General features: G+C 47.3%; 18 protein-coding genes. 8 read left to right on the forward strand and 10 right to left on the reverse strand.

The genetic code is table 11. The features are described 5' to 3' along the window. Positions 1-40: 40 nt before the first annotated feature. Genes C1S73_RS04855 through sctW form a run of 7 tightly spaced genes read right to left on the reverse strand, consistent with a single transcriptional unit; the run spans position 41 to position 4,801 of the window. Positions 41-454, reverse strand: coding sequence for an LcrR family type III secretion system chaperone (locus C1S73_RS04855; RefSeq protein ID WP_038866895.1), 414 nt, complete (start codon positions 452-454; stop codon positions 41-43). Then, positions 454-2,580: a SctV family type III secretion system export apparatus subunit VcrD gene (gene vcrD / locus C1S73_RS04860; RefSeq protein ID WP_095759917.1), complete on the reverse strand. Its 2,127-nt coding sequence runs from the start codon at positions 2,578-2,580 to the stop codon at positions 454-456. The genes C1S73_RS04855 and vcrD overlap by 1 nt, the downstream gene beginning before the upstream one ends. Beyond that, positions 2,564-2,902 (reverse strand): type III secretion system chaperone VscY, encoded by a 339-nt coding sequence (vscY, locus tag C1S73_RS04865; protein WP_038866893.1) that lies wholly within the window; start codon positions 2,900-2,902, stop codon positions 2,564-2,566. The genes vcrD and vscY overlap by 17 nt, the downstream gene beginning before the upstream one ends. A 5-nt stretch (positions 2,903-2,907) precedes the next feature. Continuing rightward, positions 2,908-3,285, reverse strand: coding sequence for a type III secretion system protein VscX (gene vscX, locus C1S73_RS04870; protein WP_038866890.1), 378 nt, complete (start codon positions 3,283-3,285; stop codon positions 2,908-2,910). Then, complete coding sequence (gene sycN, locus C1S73_RS04875) at positions 3,282-3,656, reverse strand: type III secretion chaperone SycN (RefSeq protein ID WP_038866889.1); 375 nt, start codon at positions 3,654-3,656, stop codon at positions 3,282-3,284. The genes vscX and sycN overlap by 4 nt, the downstream gene beginning before the upstream one ends. After that, positions 3,643-3,927: a TyeA family type III secretion system gatekeeper subunit gene (locus C1S73_RS04880; RefSeq protein ID WP_005426113.1), complete on the reverse strand. Its 285-nt coding sequence runs from the start codon at positions 3,925-3,927 to the stop codon at positions 3,643-3,645. Before C1S73_RS04880 ends, sycN begins: the two co-directional genes overlap by 14 nt. Continuing rightward, the gene (gene sctW, locus C1S73_RS04885; RefSeq protein ID WP_012127547.1) at positions 3,908-4,801 is read right to left on the reverse strand and encodes a type III secretion system gatekeeper subunit SctW; all 894 of its coding nucleotides are present in this window, start codon (positions 4,799-4,801) and stop codon (positions 3,908-3,910) included. The genes C1S73_RS04880 and sctW overlap by 20 nt, the downstream gene beginning before the upstream one ends. Before the next feature lie 186 nt (positions 4,802-4,987). Here sctW and vscN point away from each other — a divergent pair, with 186 nt between their 5' ends. From vscN to sctU, 8 genes are read left to right on the forward strand one after another with little or no spacing between them, the layout of a single operon-like run. Beyond that, positions 4,988-6,310, forward strand: coding sequence for a SctN family type III secretion system ATPase VscN (gene vscN / locus C1S73_RS04890; RefSeq protein ID WP_038866887.1), 1,323 nt, complete (start codon positions 4,988-4,990; stop codon positions 6,308-6,310). After that, on the forward strand, positions 6,307-6,768 hold the full coding sequence (gene sctO, locus C1S73_RS04895) for a type III secretion system stalk subunit SctO (protein WP_005528941.1): 462 nt from the start codon (positions 6,307-6,309) through the stop codon (positions 6,766-6,768). The genes vscN and sctO overlap by 4 nt, the downstream gene beginning before the upstream one ends. Before the next feature lie 9 nt (positions 6,769-6,777). Continuing rightward, a complete protein-coding gene (locus tag C1S73_RS04900; RefSeq protein WP_038866885.1) occupies positions 6,778-8,130 on the forward strand; it encodes a type III secretion system needle length determinant in 1,353 nt (450 codons plus the stop codon). Further along, the gene (sctQ, locus tag C1S73_RS04905) at positions 8,130-9,095 is read left to right on the forward strand and encodes a type III secretion system cytoplasmic ring protein SctQ (protein WP_038867158.1); all 966 of its coding nucleotides are present in this window, start codon (positions 8,130-8,132) and stop codon (positions 9,093-9,095) included. Before C1S73_RS04900 ends, sctQ begins: the two co-directional genes overlap by 1 nt. Next, the gene (gene vscR / locus C1S73_RS04910) at positions 9,092-9,742 is read left to right on the forward strand and encodes a SctR family type III secretion system export apparatus subunit VscR (protein WP_038866882.1); all 651 of its coding nucleotides are present in this window, start codon (positions 9,092-9,094) and stop codon (positions 9,740-9,742) included. Before sctQ ends, vscR begins: the two co-directional genes overlap by 4 nt. 13 nt (positions 9,743-9,755) lie before the next feature. Next, complete coding sequence (vscS, locus tag C1S73_RS04915; protein ID WP_005426136.1) at positions 9,756-10,022, forward strand: SctS family type III secretion system export apparatus subunit VscS; 267 nt, start codon at positions 9,756-9,758, stop codon at positions 10,020-10,022. Next, complete coding sequence (gene sctT, locus C1S73_RS04920; RefSeq protein WP_038866880.1) at positions 10,019-10,801, forward strand: type III secretion system export apparatus subunit SctT; 783 nt, start codon at positions 10,019-10,021, stop codon at positions 10,799-10,801. The genes vscS and sctT overlap by 4 nt, the downstream gene beginning before the upstream one ends. Before the next feature lie 18 nt (positions 10,802-10,819). Continuing rightward, positions 10,820-11,869, forward strand: coding sequence for a type III secretion system export apparatus subunit SctU (gene sctU / locus C1S73_RS04925; RefSeq protein ID WP_038866876.1), 1,050 nt, complete (start codon positions 10,820-10,822; stop codon positions 11,867-11,869). A 147-nt stretch (positions 11,870-12,016) separates the two neighbouring features. Here the strand turns inward: sctU and C1S73_RS04930 are convergent, their stop codons facing one another. The 3 genes from C1S73_RS04930 to C1S73_RS04940 all read right to left on the reverse strand — a co-directional run bounded on the left by C1S73_RS04930 (position 12,017) and on the right by C1S73_RS04940 (position 15,469). Then, positions 12,017-13,495, reverse strand: a complete 1,479-nt coding sequence (locus C1S73_RS04930) for a hypothetical protein (protein ID WP_038866874.1) — start codon at positions 13,493-13,495, stop codon at positions 12,017-12,019. 11 nt (positions 13,496-13,506) lie between these two features. Continuing rightward, entirely contained in the window at positions 13,507-13,965 is a 459-nt protein-coding gene (locus C1S73_RS04935) for a CesT family type III secretion system chaperone (RefSeq protein ID WP_038866872.1), read from the reverse strand. 343 nt (positions 13,966-14,308) lie between these two features. After that, a complete protein-coding gene (locus C1S73_RS04940; RefSeq protein ID WP_038867157.1) occupies positions 14,309-15,469 on the reverse strand; it encodes a VopS family T3SS effector adenosine monophosphate-protein transferase in 1,161 nt (386 codons plus the stop codon). Between the last annotated feature and the right edge of the window lie 2 nt (positions 15,470-15,471).

Consider the following 15,471-nt stretch of genomic DNA (forward strand, 5'->3'; position numbering starts at 1 on the left):
GAAGCATCTCTGGGATGCTGTCAGTAACAGTCGAGAGTTTTTACTTTTTTCTCTTTTTAAGTGGGCGGTAATCACTGAGGCGCAAGAAGTACCAATCTTCTTGTTCATCATGGCTCGCCCCACAGGCGCGTAAGTAGAATTGTGCTAACCGATGGCTGCTCATGTTGCTACCTCGCAATACATCAACATTGCCACGAATAGCCCAGTCAAGCGGGTACAAACGGATGGCATGTTCTGCGAGCATAAATAGCGCGGAGAAAGGGTTGCTTAGACCTTGGTTTGGGCTGATTCTTCGCAGTAATACGATGATGATTTCGCCCTCTTCGACACGAAAGACTAGCTCCATCCCATCACATTCATAACGATGACCAAGTAAGATGGTACTTTTCTGCCAAAAGTAGGGCGTCACTTCGATGCCTGACGCCACTAGAGACTGAGTGAGAAGGCATTTCATCACATACCTACCCTGCCAAGCGGTTGAATATTGATTTGTTGCGTCAGCTCTTGGAACGACAACACCGGCAACTCGTAGTATTCAGATTCAATCAGTTTGCGTACGTAACGACGCACGTCCATCGACACCACCAGCACAGGCTTATTTGGCATGCGGCTTAAATCACCAATGGTTTGCTTAACGTCGCTGACAAATTGCTGAGTGACAGAAGGGTCAAGCGCCAAGTAACTGCCCGCAGAAGTCTGGCGAATACCGTTACGGATCGTATCCTCCAAACTCTGATCCAACAGATACGCTGGCAGCATGTTTTGACCGCTGGCGTACTTGTAACAGATATAGCGTTTCAAGCTTGAGCGGATATATTCCGTCAGCTGTACCACGTCTTTCTCCTTCTGACCCCACTCCACCATGGCTTCTAAAATCACTCGTAAATTACGAATAGAAATGTCTTCAGAAACCAAACGCTGCAGGATTTCCGTCATCTTTTGCAGAGGCACAATACGTTGCGCTTCTTTCACCAGTTCGGAATAGCTGCCTTCCATTTGCTCAAGCAGATAGCGGGTCTCTTGAATACCGATGAAGTCTTGCGCGTACTCTTTCAAAACGTGAGACAAGTGATAAGTCAGAATGCGATCGGGGGTCAGAAAGCCCACATGGCTGTTTTGCAGCTTTTCGTGATGACTTTGATCGACCCAAATGCTCGTAATGCCCGGCAGAAAGTCGTCGTCTTTTTCGTAAGGTACGCCCAGCAAATCAATCTGTTCATTACCTTCGGTCACCAGCAGTTTTTCGCTTTCAATTCGCCCGCGAGCTACTGGTACTTCTTGCAATTGAATCAAGTACTCGCCGTTACTCATTCCTTCGTTGAAGCGTAAGTGAATACCGGGGAACGGCACACCGAGATCGAGGTAAAGCGCGCGCCTGACTCGTGCAAGCTCATCGTTCAGAGCCACGGCTTCTAAACTCTCTTGTAAACGAGAATCCAAGTCGATGAGCAGCGGTACTGTCATCGCAAACTCTTCTTGCTCACCCAGCTTGCCTTTGCTATTACGAGATGGCGTCGGTTTATTAGGCTTAGCCGCTGGCGAACCAGCACCTTGGGCGACGAAGCTAGGTAAATCAGAACTGTCGGATTCGCGTTGTTTTTTCTGTTGGTAGAACAAGAAGAAGCCACCACCGCCAACAATCGCGGCAAGAATCAGGAAGGTAACCTTCGGAAAGCCCGGAATAAGAGCAAACAAGATAAGCAGAACGCCACCAACTAACAAAGCTCTTGGCTGAGCAGTCACCTGACCACCAATATCTGAGCCTAAGTCAGAAGAGTCCTCGTTTGAAACACGAGTAACGATGATGCCGGCCGTGATAGCGATAAACAGTGCTGGGATCTGCGAAACCAGACCATCACCGACGGTTAGGATTGCGAACAGCTCAAGTGCCTCAGAGGCAGACATGCCCTTTTGAGTCACACCGATAGTGACACCACCGAGAATGTTTACCACGATGATAATCAGGCCCGCGATTGAGTCGCCTTTCACGAACTTCATCGCACCATCCATCGAGCCATACATTTGGCTTTCTTTTTCGATCAATGAACGGCGGTGACGCGCCTCATGAACATCAATAACCCCAGCACGCATATCGCCGTCGATACTCATCTGCTTACCTGGCATCGCATCAAGGGAGAATCGAGCGCTGACTTCCGCAACCCTTTCAGAACCTTTGGTGATCACCATAAATTGAACAATGGTGATGATCAGGAAAACAACAATACCCACCACCAAGTTACCGCCGACCACGAAGTTACCAAAGGTATATACGATCTGGCCTGCATCGCCTTGCAGCAAGATAAGTCGCGTTGTCGTAATAGAAAGCGACAAGCGAAACAAGGTGGTGATCAAAAGCACGGCTGGGAATGCAGAGAATTCCAGCGGTGTCGTGATGTAGATAGCCAACATCAATAAGACGACCGCAATACTCATATTGGTACCGATCAAAACGTCCACGAGTGCCGTAGGTAAAGGCAAGATCATCATAAAGACGATCGCAAGTAACATCACGGCAAGCATGATGTCTTTACGCTGTCCGACTTTGTTTAGAATATCGATCAACTTATTCATTTGATTCACTATTTAGAGATTGTAGATAACGTCGATGCGCGCGGCGGGCACCGTCAACATCCTGTTGTTTCCAGCGAGCTTGGCTTAGGCAAAACCACAAGCCCGCTTTATTTGAATGTTCGGTTTTCAATAAGCTTTCGCACAACTCGATTGAACGTGTGTATCGACCCGAATTCAGGCATGCCACTGCTAATGTTTGGCGAGCTTCTTGATGCTGAGGTTCGATTTCCAGCAGTGCATCAAGCAAGGTAATCGCTTGTTCCGGCTTTTGATATTGAACTTGGAGTGCAGCGTGGATAAGCAACAGCTCCACGTCTTTCGTTTGCAACATGGGGCTTAAACCTGAATCAGTAGATTCAACGCCATGGTGAGATAACGTTGGTCTAATTGGGTACTTTGCAGTGTTTCCAGTGCCTGATTGAGCGCGTGCGATCCATTTTTCTGCGCCAGTTCCTGAAGCCGCAGCTGAGTGGTATCAAGCTGTTGACGGTATTTGTCTGGGCGAAGTAGCTCCGAATGCGTCAACTTTGGCTTGGCAAGCGACATCAAGTACTGCTCAGAGGGGCGAAGCTCGTACAGTTTCTCTAGGTGAGTCGCGATGGCTTGACCATCAGGCAACAGTTGAAAGCGCTGTGGGAAGTCGTTTTCAACTTGTTCAAGTGAAACGTGAGTAAAGCCTTCAATACCAACGTTTAATGTACTGATGCGACTCATGAATCCGCCACATCTTTATGTAAACGAGCCAGTAGAGCGAACGCTTGTTCGATGGTTGGCAAGGTCACTTCATCCCCTTCAATTTGTGCAGAGAAGACCAGTGTCTGTTCATCCAGCAACCCAGTCTTAATGAGGAATGGCCAACCTTGACCTGCATGGCAAAAACTCAACGCCTTTTTAATCGGCTCATTCGACTGGTGCCAAGGCAGCGGTTTCGCCAGCATAAGAAACAGGCAGTCCTGATGCTTCTCGATATGCAGAGTGCCGCTTTGCTCGAAGCTCAGTTGAACACGTCCTGCTGACGAGAAGTTCACCGCTTCAAGTCCCATTCCTCGGCAAAAATCATCCACTGACGCATCAATCCAATTCATCGTCCCACATTTCCTCTTCTTCTAAATCAATCGCTTCATCAAGCGCCTTTTGCACAGCTTGTATTAGGTTTTGTCGCTGTTCTTCATCGTTAAATACATCAATTGGAATGTGGCGAATCAGTTTGTGCAGTTCCCTAAAAAAGCTGATTTTTCGCTCCGTGGACGCCAACTCCATGGCGTTCACTAGGTTCCATATCTCGGCACTTCCCACCCAACGCTGTTCAACCAAAGCGATGACGTCTGACATCAAATCAGTAACTTGATAAGCCATAGTTTGCCTGCTGAGGTTTGAACATCTGGTAGAGGTTACTGACTTGGTCTTGAAGCGTATTCAACGTCTTAAGTTTTTGCATATCGGACATCAGAAGCTGAAGCTTAACGGAGTCAATATTGCTACCTTGCACGCTCAAGTCTGCGCTCATGCCCTGCAACATAAAATCGACCGCCGTGGAGACCTCTTTTGCACCAAAACGCTCAACCACATCCTTGTATGCTGAGCCTAAACCTTGGTAGCTATGTACCGTGTCGCGATAGAAACCACGCAATTGGTGCAAACTGCTAAAGCCTTGCTCTTGGCTGTATTCATCCGCAAAGCTTGAAACACGAATTTCAGTATCAATCTGAGCCCAAGAGTCCGGGTTCTGCTCAAAGGTCAGAATGGCTTGGTCTATCAGCGCTAATAGGTTCTTACTTTCCGGATTGGCTCCGAGGAACTTTTTCACTGCTTGCAGCGCGAGGTACTGATGGCTCTTCTCTTCAGAGAATCCGTTGAGGTACGCCTGTAACTGAGCAATCGTTGATAAGTTGCCGCTTGCCATTTTGGTAGCAAGGTCTTTGATCTTTTGGTTCTTCTCAAGATCAGGCACTTTTCTTAGGTAATCAGAAACCAGCTCATGCGCTTCATTCACGCGAATGCTGCCGTCTTTCACTTTGCGTTTCGTGAGATCTTTTTCTGCTTTTTCTGAACCTAACGCCGTCAGCTCTTCCATTGCATCAAACAACGACTGAGTTGCATTGTGTACGCGGACAGTTTCACCTCGATAATTACCATTGACTGAGGCTCCCGTGCGGGAAGACTCAAGGTTACTTCGAATTGGCGCGTCAAATTTGTTGCCCGTTAAAATTTGGCTATTGATAGTGCTCATTGATTTGCACTCCTTCCTACAATATGGACGAATTATAGGAATTGCATTTTTAATCGGCTGTCAAAATCAGACGTGTTTTTTTAGGGCGTTTTAAGTTTTCTAAAAACTCCCGACCAATAGTCACTATAAATACGGAGCCATCCTTTCTATTCTCCCAGCATCAGTTATTGCGCATGTTTTCTTAAATTGAACGACTTCTCATACATCACCGAAACTCAACAATCGGCCATCAAGCAAACGCGTTTGATCCAAATCCGTGGTCGCGTGACTCAGGTTACTGGCACCATTATCAAAGCCGTTGTGCCTGGTGTTCGTGTCGGCGAGCTTTGTGAGCTACGTAACCCCGATCAAACCTTGTCGCTGCTTGCGGAAGTGGTGGGTTTTCAGCAACACCATGCGTTGCTTACCCCACTTGGCAACATGTTTGGTATTTCCTCCAATACCGAAGTGAGCCCGCTTGGAAAAATGCACGAAGTCGGCGTTGGCGATCATCTGTTAGGGAAAATACTCGATGGCCTGGGCCGGCCATTCGATGGTTCTCAAAGCACTGAACCGAGCGCTTGGTATCCGGTTTATCGTGATGCGCCGCCACCAATGCAGAGAAAGCTGATTGAAAAGCCGATTTCTATGGGCGTGCGTTCCATCGACGGATTGCTCACCTGTGGTGAAGGACAAAGGATGGGCATTTTTGCTGCGGCTGGCGGAGGTAAAAGTACCCTACTCGCCAAGCTCATTCGCTCTGCCGATGTCGATGTAACCGTGCTTGCCCTCATCGGTGAAAGGGGCCGTGAAGTAAGAGAATTTATCGAACACGACCTTGGCGAAGAAGGCATGGCAAGGTCAGTACTTGTTGTCGCAACCTCAGACCGGCCAGCAATGGAACGTGCCAAAGCGGCGTTCGTTGCAACCTCCATCGCGGAGTACTTCCGCGACCAAGGTAAGCGTGTCCTGCTGCTGATGGATTCGGTGACGCGTTTTGCCCGAGCTCAGCGTGAAATCGGCTTGGCAGCTGGCGAGCCACCAACACGACGAGGCTACCCGCCTTCTGTTTTTGCTGCACTACCAAAACTGATGGAACGTGCAGGTCAATCAGACAAAGGCTCCATCACCGCGCTGTATACCGTGCTTGTGGAAGGTGACGATATGACAGAACCGGTTGCCGATGAGACGCGTTCGATACTCGATGGTCACATCATTCTCTCTCGCAAACTGGCGGCGATGAACCACTATCCAGCCATTGATGTGCTTCGTTCAGCTAGCCGTGTGATGAACCAAATCGTCGATAAAACTCATCAAGCGTCCGCGGCTCACATGCGTGAAATGCTGGCCAAATATGAAGAAGTCGAACTGCTGATCAAAATTGGTGAATACCAACACGGCGCCGACAGTCGCGCGGATATGGCCATCGCACAGGGAGATGATATCCGAGCGTTCTTACGCCAAGGCACGCACGAGCCAAGTGAGCTCGAAGAGACCGTCACGCAGCTGCGCGAGCTTGCAGGCTTATGATCGAGCAATTGCTAGAGATAAAAAAAATTCGTGCCGACCGTGCCGATCGCGCGGTTCAGCAACAAGAGTATCGAGTCAATAACGCGCGAGCCTCACTCCGAAAGGCGGAACAGTCTGTCGTTGATTATCGTCAATGGCGCGAAGAGGAAGAAGAGCGGCGCTTTGCAAAAGCCAAACAGAAAACCGTCGTTCTAAAAGAACTTGAAATATTGCGACAAGAAATCGCGCTGTTAAGGGAAAGAGAAGCCGATTTAAAACAACGAGCTGCAGAAGAAAAAAAGGCATTGGAACAAGAGAACCAGCGACTCAAGGAAAGAAAGCAAGAAGCTCTGGCCGCCCATAAAACCAAAGAAAAATTCATTCAATTAAACGAACAAGAAATCGCTGAGCAAGCACGCCAAGTGCAGTATCAAGAAGAGCTCGAACAAGAAGAGTTCCGCAGCGTAGTTGTTTCATAGAAGGTAAAGATGCGAGTCAAAAACGATCATCCAAACACAACTGAACGTCCGCAACAAGTTCAACAGAGGCCAGTCAACCAAATCTCAGAAGAGCTCGAATCTCGCTTTAATAATGCACTTAAGCCAACGCAAGCAGAGAGCGAACATGAGTCAGAGACCTCTCGCTTATTCGCTGCTGTATTGAACGCAGATAAACTCGATAGCATGAAGCAAAAAGGCAAGGTCAGCAGTGCTATTCCTGAGGCGGGGAAAGAGCAGATCGAGGGTGGCCAAGAGCACCCTGAAAACTTGAAAGATCAACCTACTAATGAGAAGTCAGACGCAGGTCTGCATCTAGAAAAGCCAAGTCACGATCTCTCAGAAAGAGAAACCGTGCAGGTAATGGACAACAAAGATAAAAACGAAGAGAGCCATAGCGAGGCTTCAGAGCGCCCTGCGAAAGAGCCACATTCAGATACTGGCAAACCCGTAAAACCACACCCTCTAATCGAGCAGTCGATAGGAAGTAAAGAAACGGATAAATCACAGCCGTTGGCTTTTAACTCTGCGGCAGAAAAAGACTCGAACAATAAGCAAGTCAGCTCGGTAAGCACGGCACCATTAGATAATGGTTCGTCTCGTGATCCTAAAATACCGATGACCAGCTTGCCTAACGCTCTAAAGGATCAGGTATTACCGATTCAGACTGACCAAGCCAATCTGCGGAACAAAGCTGAGCCATCAACCGTGCAGAGTGTGCTGCAAGGCCAACTGCATAAGTTAGATGCAGCAGCTCATAAACTCGACCCTGCGGCAAAAGACGCTGCTGCTATTGTGGACTCGAAAATTGTCGATTCGAAAGCCGCATTGGCCGCGCTTGAAGAGAAGGTTAAGCCGGTGAAGCACATCGAACTGCGTCATCCAAGTTCAGAGTCGGACGCTAAGTTTCACCCGACGGCCAACCTAAGCCAATCGACAGCGCAAGGCGACATCATCCTTAAAAACGTAGAGACACACGCGCCCCAAAACAGAGCTCAAAACGTAAATGAATTGATTAATAAGTTAGTCGACAAGATCTACGTGTCTCTTCCTTCAGCAAACGAAAAAGAAGTTCGCCTGCTTCTTAATGAAGGCCAATTAAAAGGCGGCGAGATCTCCATCAAGCAGGACAGTTCTGGCTACAGCGTGCTGATTAAGCAAGAGCACGCTCTTTCGCTGATCAACCAAACGGCTAAGCAAGAGTTGACCGAGCGTCTGCAACGTTTAGGCATCGACCAACCGATTCGGATCGCCGTCAGCGAACAGATGAACCAACAACAAGACCAACAACGCTCACGACAACAACGCAGCATTTACGATGAATGGAAGCCTGAGGACGAATGATGATATTAGATTTCCCAAAGGTCGAACCTTCAAGCATCGCGCTGAGCAATCAACTGTGCGCAAAACAGTGCCACTTTCAAGATAGTCAGAGCAATAGCTTATCGGTCACGCTTTGCCAAAAACCGGAGTTTTCTGGCTATCGTTTAACGCTACTCATTGGTGGGCAAACCATTCAAATCGATTTCAGCGGTGCGCAATTACAGCAATGGTTACATGGCATTCTTGACTCGACGGCATTTGAATCACTGCCAAACTCATTGCAATTGGCGCTGATCAGTAGCCAAATTGAGCCCTACACCGACGTGATTAAGCGCTTATTTGGACAACTTCCGGTATTGAGCAAGTTGCAAGTTCATGAGCAGCCTACACAAGAAGAAAACGTGTTGATGCTCACCATCAATCGCAATGATGTCTCTCTTAGCCTGTGGGTCAATGAGGGTCGAGATGTGTTGATTGACACTCTGCCACAAGCGCCCTCTTACCTGAGCCAAAACATCGCACTGCCCTTCTGGTTGAGCTTTGGCAAAACGCGTTTGGCGCTCAGTCAATTTGAGCAACTGGCACTGGGCGATGTGGTGTTTTTCGATGATTGCTACATCGCGCAACACCAAGTGCTGCTTCAGGTCTCGAATCAGAACCTTTGGCGATGCCAACTCGACAATACGACACTCCATATCCAAAAAAAAGAAACCAATATGAACGATATCAACAGCTCTGAAGCACTTACCGACCACCAGCAATTGCCAATTGAACTGACTTTCGATGTTGGTCAGCAAACCATTACTTTAGAACAACTTAACGCACTGCAACCAGGGTTTACCTTTGAGCTTAACCAACCAATTTCTAACCCAGTCACCATGCGAGCAAACGGAAAAATCATTGGGGAATGCGAGCTTGTGAACATCAATGAACGCTTGGGTGTGCGCGTGCTCGAACTGTTTGGCGGCAGTCAGGAGCCAGCATGATCCAGTTACCTGATGAACTGAACCTCATCGTCACACTTGCCCTTCTTGCTCTGGTTCCTTTCATTGCAATGATGGCGACCTCCTTCGTTAAACTGGCCGTGGTTTTCTCTCTGCTAAGAAATGCACTAGGTGTACAACAGATTCCACCCAATATGGCCTTGTACGGATTGGCGATCATTCTGTCGATCTTCATCATGGCGCCTGTAGGGTTTGAAACCTATGACTACGTGACCCAGCACGAAATCTCACTTGAAGATTCAGAGAGCATCGAAGGTTTAATCGAAAGTGGATTGCAGCCGTATCGTGAGTTTTTAAAAAAGCACATCCGTGAAACTGAATCGGTCTTTTTTACCGATGCGGCAAGAACCTTGTGGCCACAAAAGTACGTCGACCGTTTAGAGTCAGACAGCTTATTGTTGTTGCTCCCCGCTTTTACCGTGAGTGAGCTAACTAGAGCGTTTGAGATTGGCTTCTTGTTGTACCTGCCATTCATCGCTATCGATCTGATCGTATCCAACATCTTGCTGGCAATGGGCATGATGATGGTCTCGCCAATGACCATCTCACTGCCATTCAAGTTGTTGCTCTTTGTGTTGCTAGACGGTTGGACCAAGTTGACCCATGGCCTAGTGCTCAGTTACGGATAATGAGGAGAGAAGCATGAATCCGGCTGAAATCATCCACTTCACCACTCAGGCTCTAACGCTTGTTCTGTTCTTGTCACTGCCGCCGATTTTGGTTGCGGCACTTGTCGGTACCTTGGTCTCTCTTGTCCAAGCGCTAACACAAGTACAAGAACAGACGTTAGGCTTTGTCGTCAAACTGATCGCCGTCATCATTACCCTATTTGTTACCACACAATGGCTGGGCGCCGAGCTGCATTCATTTGCCACGTTGACCTTGGATAAAATCCCGCAAATACGATGAGTTACGATGATTTGCACCAAGCCCTGCTCCTATACAGCTTGACGCTCCCTAGGTTAATGGCTTGCTTTATATTTTTGCCGATCTTAAACAAGCAAATGCTGGGTGGCACCTTGGTAAGAAATGGTGTTTTGTGCTCGCTTGCACTGTTTATCTTCCCAATGATCAACCAACAAGACCTGCCCACAGAAACGGATGGGATTTGGTTGATGGTCATCTTAGGCAAAGAGGTGTTATTGGGTATGCTGATTGGCTTTGTTGCAGCAATCCCTTTTTGGGCTATTGAGGCAGCAGGCTTTTTGGTGGATAACCAACGTGGTGCTGCGATGGCAAGTATGTTTAACCCCACTCTCGGCTCTCAGTCAACGCCAACGGCCGTGCTATTGACTCAAACTCTGATCACCTTGTTCTTCTCCGGTGGTGGCTTTGTCGCTTTTATTTATGCGCTGTTTAACAGCTATGCGTCGTGGCCTGTGATTAGCTTTTTCCCAACCGTCACTGAGGAATGGGTGCACTTTTTCTACGCTCAGTTCGAGCAACTTATGTGGCTTGGCGTTTTGATGTCTGCGCCTTTGGTTTTAGCCATGTTCCTTGCCGAGTTTGGACTCGCGCTGATTAGCCGATTCGCCCCACAGCTGAACGTTTTCTCTTTAGCCATGCCGATCAAAAGTGCCATTGCCAGCGTGCTATTGACTGTTTATTTGGCATTGATGATGGACCACTTTCAAGCCCTTTTCTCTGAAATCGTACTGTTCAGAGAACAGCTCAATACCATTTGGTAATAACAGACAGGAAGAGCAATGAGCGGAGAAAAAACGGAACTCCCCACCCCGAAAAAACTTCGGGATGCCCGGCAAAAAGGGCAAGTCGCCAAAAGTCAGGAAGTCGTCTCATCGGCGTTAATCCTAGCCCTAATTGCCGTCTTATTTGCCTTTGCTGACTACTATATGTCGCACATCTCTGCCCTACTTTTGTTACCGAGTGAGTTGGCTTATCAAGGGTTTCAGGATGCGTTGCTTGACGTAGCCATCGCTATTGCCAAAGAAATGGTCTACCTACTGGCACCGATCCTGATCGTGGCGGCATTGATTGCCATCATGTCGAACATGGGGCAATTCGGCTTGCTATTTAGTGGTGAATCCGTCAAACCAGATATCAAAAAGATCAACCCCGTCGAAGGGGCGAAACGAATTTTCTCGCTAAAGAGCATCATTGAGTTTATTAAGTCAATTCTTAAAGTCTCGCTCCTTTCCTGCATCATTTGGGTAACACTGAAAGGCAACTTAAACACGCTACTGCAAATCCCGACATGCGGATTAGAGTGTGTACCGACCATCACCGGCGTATTGGTGAAACAACTCATGATCATCTCTTCCGTCGGCTTTATTGTGATTGCAGCTGCCGATTACGCTTACCAAAAGTTCGACCACACCAAGCAACTAAAGATGACTAAAGACGAAGTTAAACGCGAATATAAAGAGATGGAGGGCAGCCCGGAAATCAAGAGTAAGCGTCGTCAGTTACACCAAGAGCTGCAAGCTTCGAACCAAAGAGATAACGTTAAACGTTCGAATGTGTTGGTCACGAACCCAACCCACATCGCTATTGGTTTGTACTACAAAAAGGGCGAAACACCGCTGCCTGTGATAACCCTTAAAGAAACCGATGCGATGGCGAAACGTATGATCGCGATAGCCCACGAAGAAGGCATCCCTGTGATGCAAAAAGTGCCGCTCGCACGTGCCCTTTATGCCGATGGTCAATTAAACCAATACATTCCTGGCGATCTTATTGAAGCCACCGCCGAGATCCTGCGTTGGGTTGCGTCTCTTGAGCAGTCAGAGGAATAACGGGAAACGGATTTATTTTGTCTTTATAGGAACAGGCATTGGCACTGTTTTTAAGGAATTTAACTGAACACAAAGGGAGCTTACGCTCCCTTTTGCTTTTCTTCTTAACTATGATTTAGCCGCGAGCTTTCTTTTAAACTCAACGGATTAAACCCAGCCTTCTGCTAAGTACATCAATCTTAACTGGCTTGGTGAGCCTAGCTTCTCTAACGCTGATAATTGCCCTTCACTCAGGTTCGGGCTTTTATCCAAGTACACTCGTCCGTTTTCTGCATCGAGAGGCAGTTTGTAGGTCAAGGTCTTATTGATGTCCTGTGCCTTACCTTGATCAATGGCTCGGACGGCTGGCATCAACCAGTCCCAATCTTCACTAAGCAGTTTCTTAAACGCACCATTCGCCACGGATTCAGTTTGACTTGGAGCATCTTCCACACTCAGTTTAAGCATAGGATCGACATCTGGCACCAAGTGTTCACTGGCTTCAGAGCCCAGCATCTTCTTGAGCGTTAAGCGCGCTGTTTCCATTTCCTGTGCTTCTTTCGGCGCTTGAGGAGACGTCATCGACTTGTCCTCTTTTGGGCCTAAATACGCCATCAAAGCACGTACTGACGCGGAATCTTGCATACTAAAGGTAAAGTCTCCTTTGCTGTTAGACACTTCGATACGTGGTAGCACACCAGACATGGGATCTTGACGAAACACCTCTTGAGCTTCGTTATTCAAACCATACGAGCCCGCTTGACCTGCCACAAAACCAGAACCACTGATTAAGCCTGATGCCGCAGCACTGCCCAATGCTTCTTTTGCAACAGGAAGCACACCCGCCGTCCCCACAGAGTTTACTCCAAAAGCACCAAGGCTGCCTGTAGCCATCCCTAATGTTGCTGTAACAGCACCTTCAGTCGACAAGGTGGCGTGTCCGTGTGCTAAGGCTTGTTGCATCGGCAAAGCAAGTCTCTGATCACGACCGGGCAGTTGCGCAATTTGATCCAATTGATGATGGTAAGCCTCTGCATCGCCATTTACCGCTGCTTTGTGCAACTCACGACCTGTCGCCACCAGCAATCCAACGCCCGGCAAGGCAAGGTTAATCGCCGCATTCACACCAGTGCCTTTGAGCTTATCTTTTGCCATCTCAAGCAACTCTGCCCCAAAGCCGTCCATTTTTCCTGGATATTGATTTTCGATGCTCACTTGTAAGCGAGGATCGTGACTGATCGAATCAAACGTACCTTTGAGGTTTTCATAAGCGCTACCGTCAATCTTAACCTCTTCCAACAAGTTCACTACTTCAAGGATCTTTCGTTCCGTTAGTGGTTCACCTCGGTACCCTGATGGGCTGACAAGGGAAAAAGCTAACAGTGCCGTCTCTGGCTTTTCTTGTTTTAATAACGCCTGCTTTAAATCAAGATGAGTCTTAATATTTTCTTGAAAGTACTTTGGGTATTTTGAGCGCAGCAAATGTTCACTCACTGCTGCAAATTTTTGCCCTTTATGGAAAGTCGACGGCTCTTTTACCTTGCCACGCTTGCTGATCACTCGGTCATCTTTTTGCGCCGCAACAGAACGAAATTGGTCTAAGTTAGGAACCGGGCTTTGGCTGATTTTATTCGTTGGATTTACCATGGATGAACTCCTTAGACTCGAAGGGTCTGTACGTGAGATAGCTGTGTGTTGGGTAATGGAGTGATGTCTTGGTCTAGCATCGCAAATCGGGCTTGCCAGAGCTGAGCTTGCTCATTGAGCGCATGGAACCAAGTTGACAAACTCGCGGCATCTAAGTGCTCTATTGGCTTCCTGCCCGCGAGAACAAGCTGCCTGCCATTTGGAGCCAGCGACAGGGTTAGGCCCCCTTCAGCAATGGAGAAATAATTAGCATGAGCCAGAAGCTCAAGGCCTTTCACCCTCAGTTCACCACTTCTTTCGAGTCCGCCAAAAGCCACGGATAGAATAAGATCGTTGTTATCTGTTGCGATAAAGTAAATCACGTAACGGTCATCAACTAATAACTGACAGCGACCCTCTTCAGAAAAGTTAAGTGGCGGTAGCTCATTTATCTCACAAAACTCATTTAATAGAACTTGTAGTGTATTCATTGCAACTCCTCTATTTACTCTCTCTAGTAAAACGTAAATAGAAAGTTTGCGATGTCGAAATTAGCTTTTATTTTGTTGTTTTCCATTACCTCTCGTGAACTACTGCACAAAATAATAGAAATAAATACTTGAGTAAAAGCAAGTGGAATAAATATCAAAAGTAGTTTAAGCAAGCTATTTAAAGCTAAGAATCCGCCAATAATATTAATTGATTAATCCAAGGATAAAACATCAAAACTATTAATGAAAAAACTTATTACTTCGGTTTCACACTTCAATGTTAATATATAGAACTCACAACGAAAAAGAGCGACTTTCGTCGCTCTAAATATGGTCTGGATATTTACTTAATCCCGTGAAGGCTAAGCTCTGCGCTTAAAGCGAGAGGCGTAAATGCATCATTTCTCAGCTCAGCAATCGCATACAGCATACGTCCCATACGACCGTTACCATCCGTAAAGCCATGGTAGCCAATCACACCAGCAAACAACTGTTTTCCAAGGTCTTTATCTGCCACTGAGTTTTCTTTCAAAAAGCCCTCTATGTGCTGTTTTAGCATGCCTTCACCACCAATGCTTGATGGAAGTGCGCCACCAGCCGTCGCTGGGCCTCGGTAATCTCTTTCAATATTCGGCACCGCTCGCGCATGAAGCTCTTTTAAGTTATCCATGTTCAGCAAGTCTTTATCATTGGCCGCGTATTCTTTAAGAAGCGCGGTAATATTATCAGCATCGTTTCCTTTCGAAGTCGATGCGTTAATGATCCAAGCCGCCGCGCGTTCAAGATTGTTCGTCGTGCCCGTTTTATTGAATTTCTCTTCTGCTAGCGAATCGGCATAAACACCCGAACTCAAATCTGTGTTTGCCAAACCTTCAATATGTGCTTGTGCCGCTTTTAAGTTCTTAACCTCGGTTTCAAATACAACTTCCAAGCCCATCGCGGTATTTGGGTTGTTCTTCACGCCCATCGCACCGCCACCAAAAGCTTTAACAACTTTGCCAGCTAATGCTTTTGTTGAACCCTCACCAATTTGTGACTTCAAGTCCTGTCCTGATTTCGTATCCAATAGCGCTTCTGACATCGCGCGCTCAGCCAATTGGTTAAGTTCACCACTGTCTGACTTAATCGCCTGAGCATCAAGTCGGCTAAAGGCATTTAACACATCGGCCGGCGTTTTAAGGCTGGCATCTTTAAACAGCATTTGACCGTGCTCAACAGAAGAACTGGTTTGCAAGCGCTGAGCTTGTCCAAGTTCATTATCGAATACCGATTTCGTAATCGCTTTCGCTACTGAGTCTGTGTTGCCTTCTCTAAATAGCTTACCCGTTGCTTCAAAGAATCGAGCGACTGCACTATTACTTGGGTTTGAACGAACAAACTGCTGAGTATCTGCATCGACCTTATATTCCTTGCCACCAACATTGAGTTTGCCTTCATTAAGAATATCATTTCGCGTTTGCGGCATTGCGGCTTGTAGCGCACTTACGTTTCCAAAACTAATCATCA

Origin of the sequence: Vibrio jasicida 090810c, assembly GCF_002887615.1 — a bacterium.
Taxonomy (GTDB): Bacteria; Pseudomonadota; Gammaproteobacteria; order Enterobacterales; family Vibrionaceae; genus Vibrio; species Vibrio jasicida.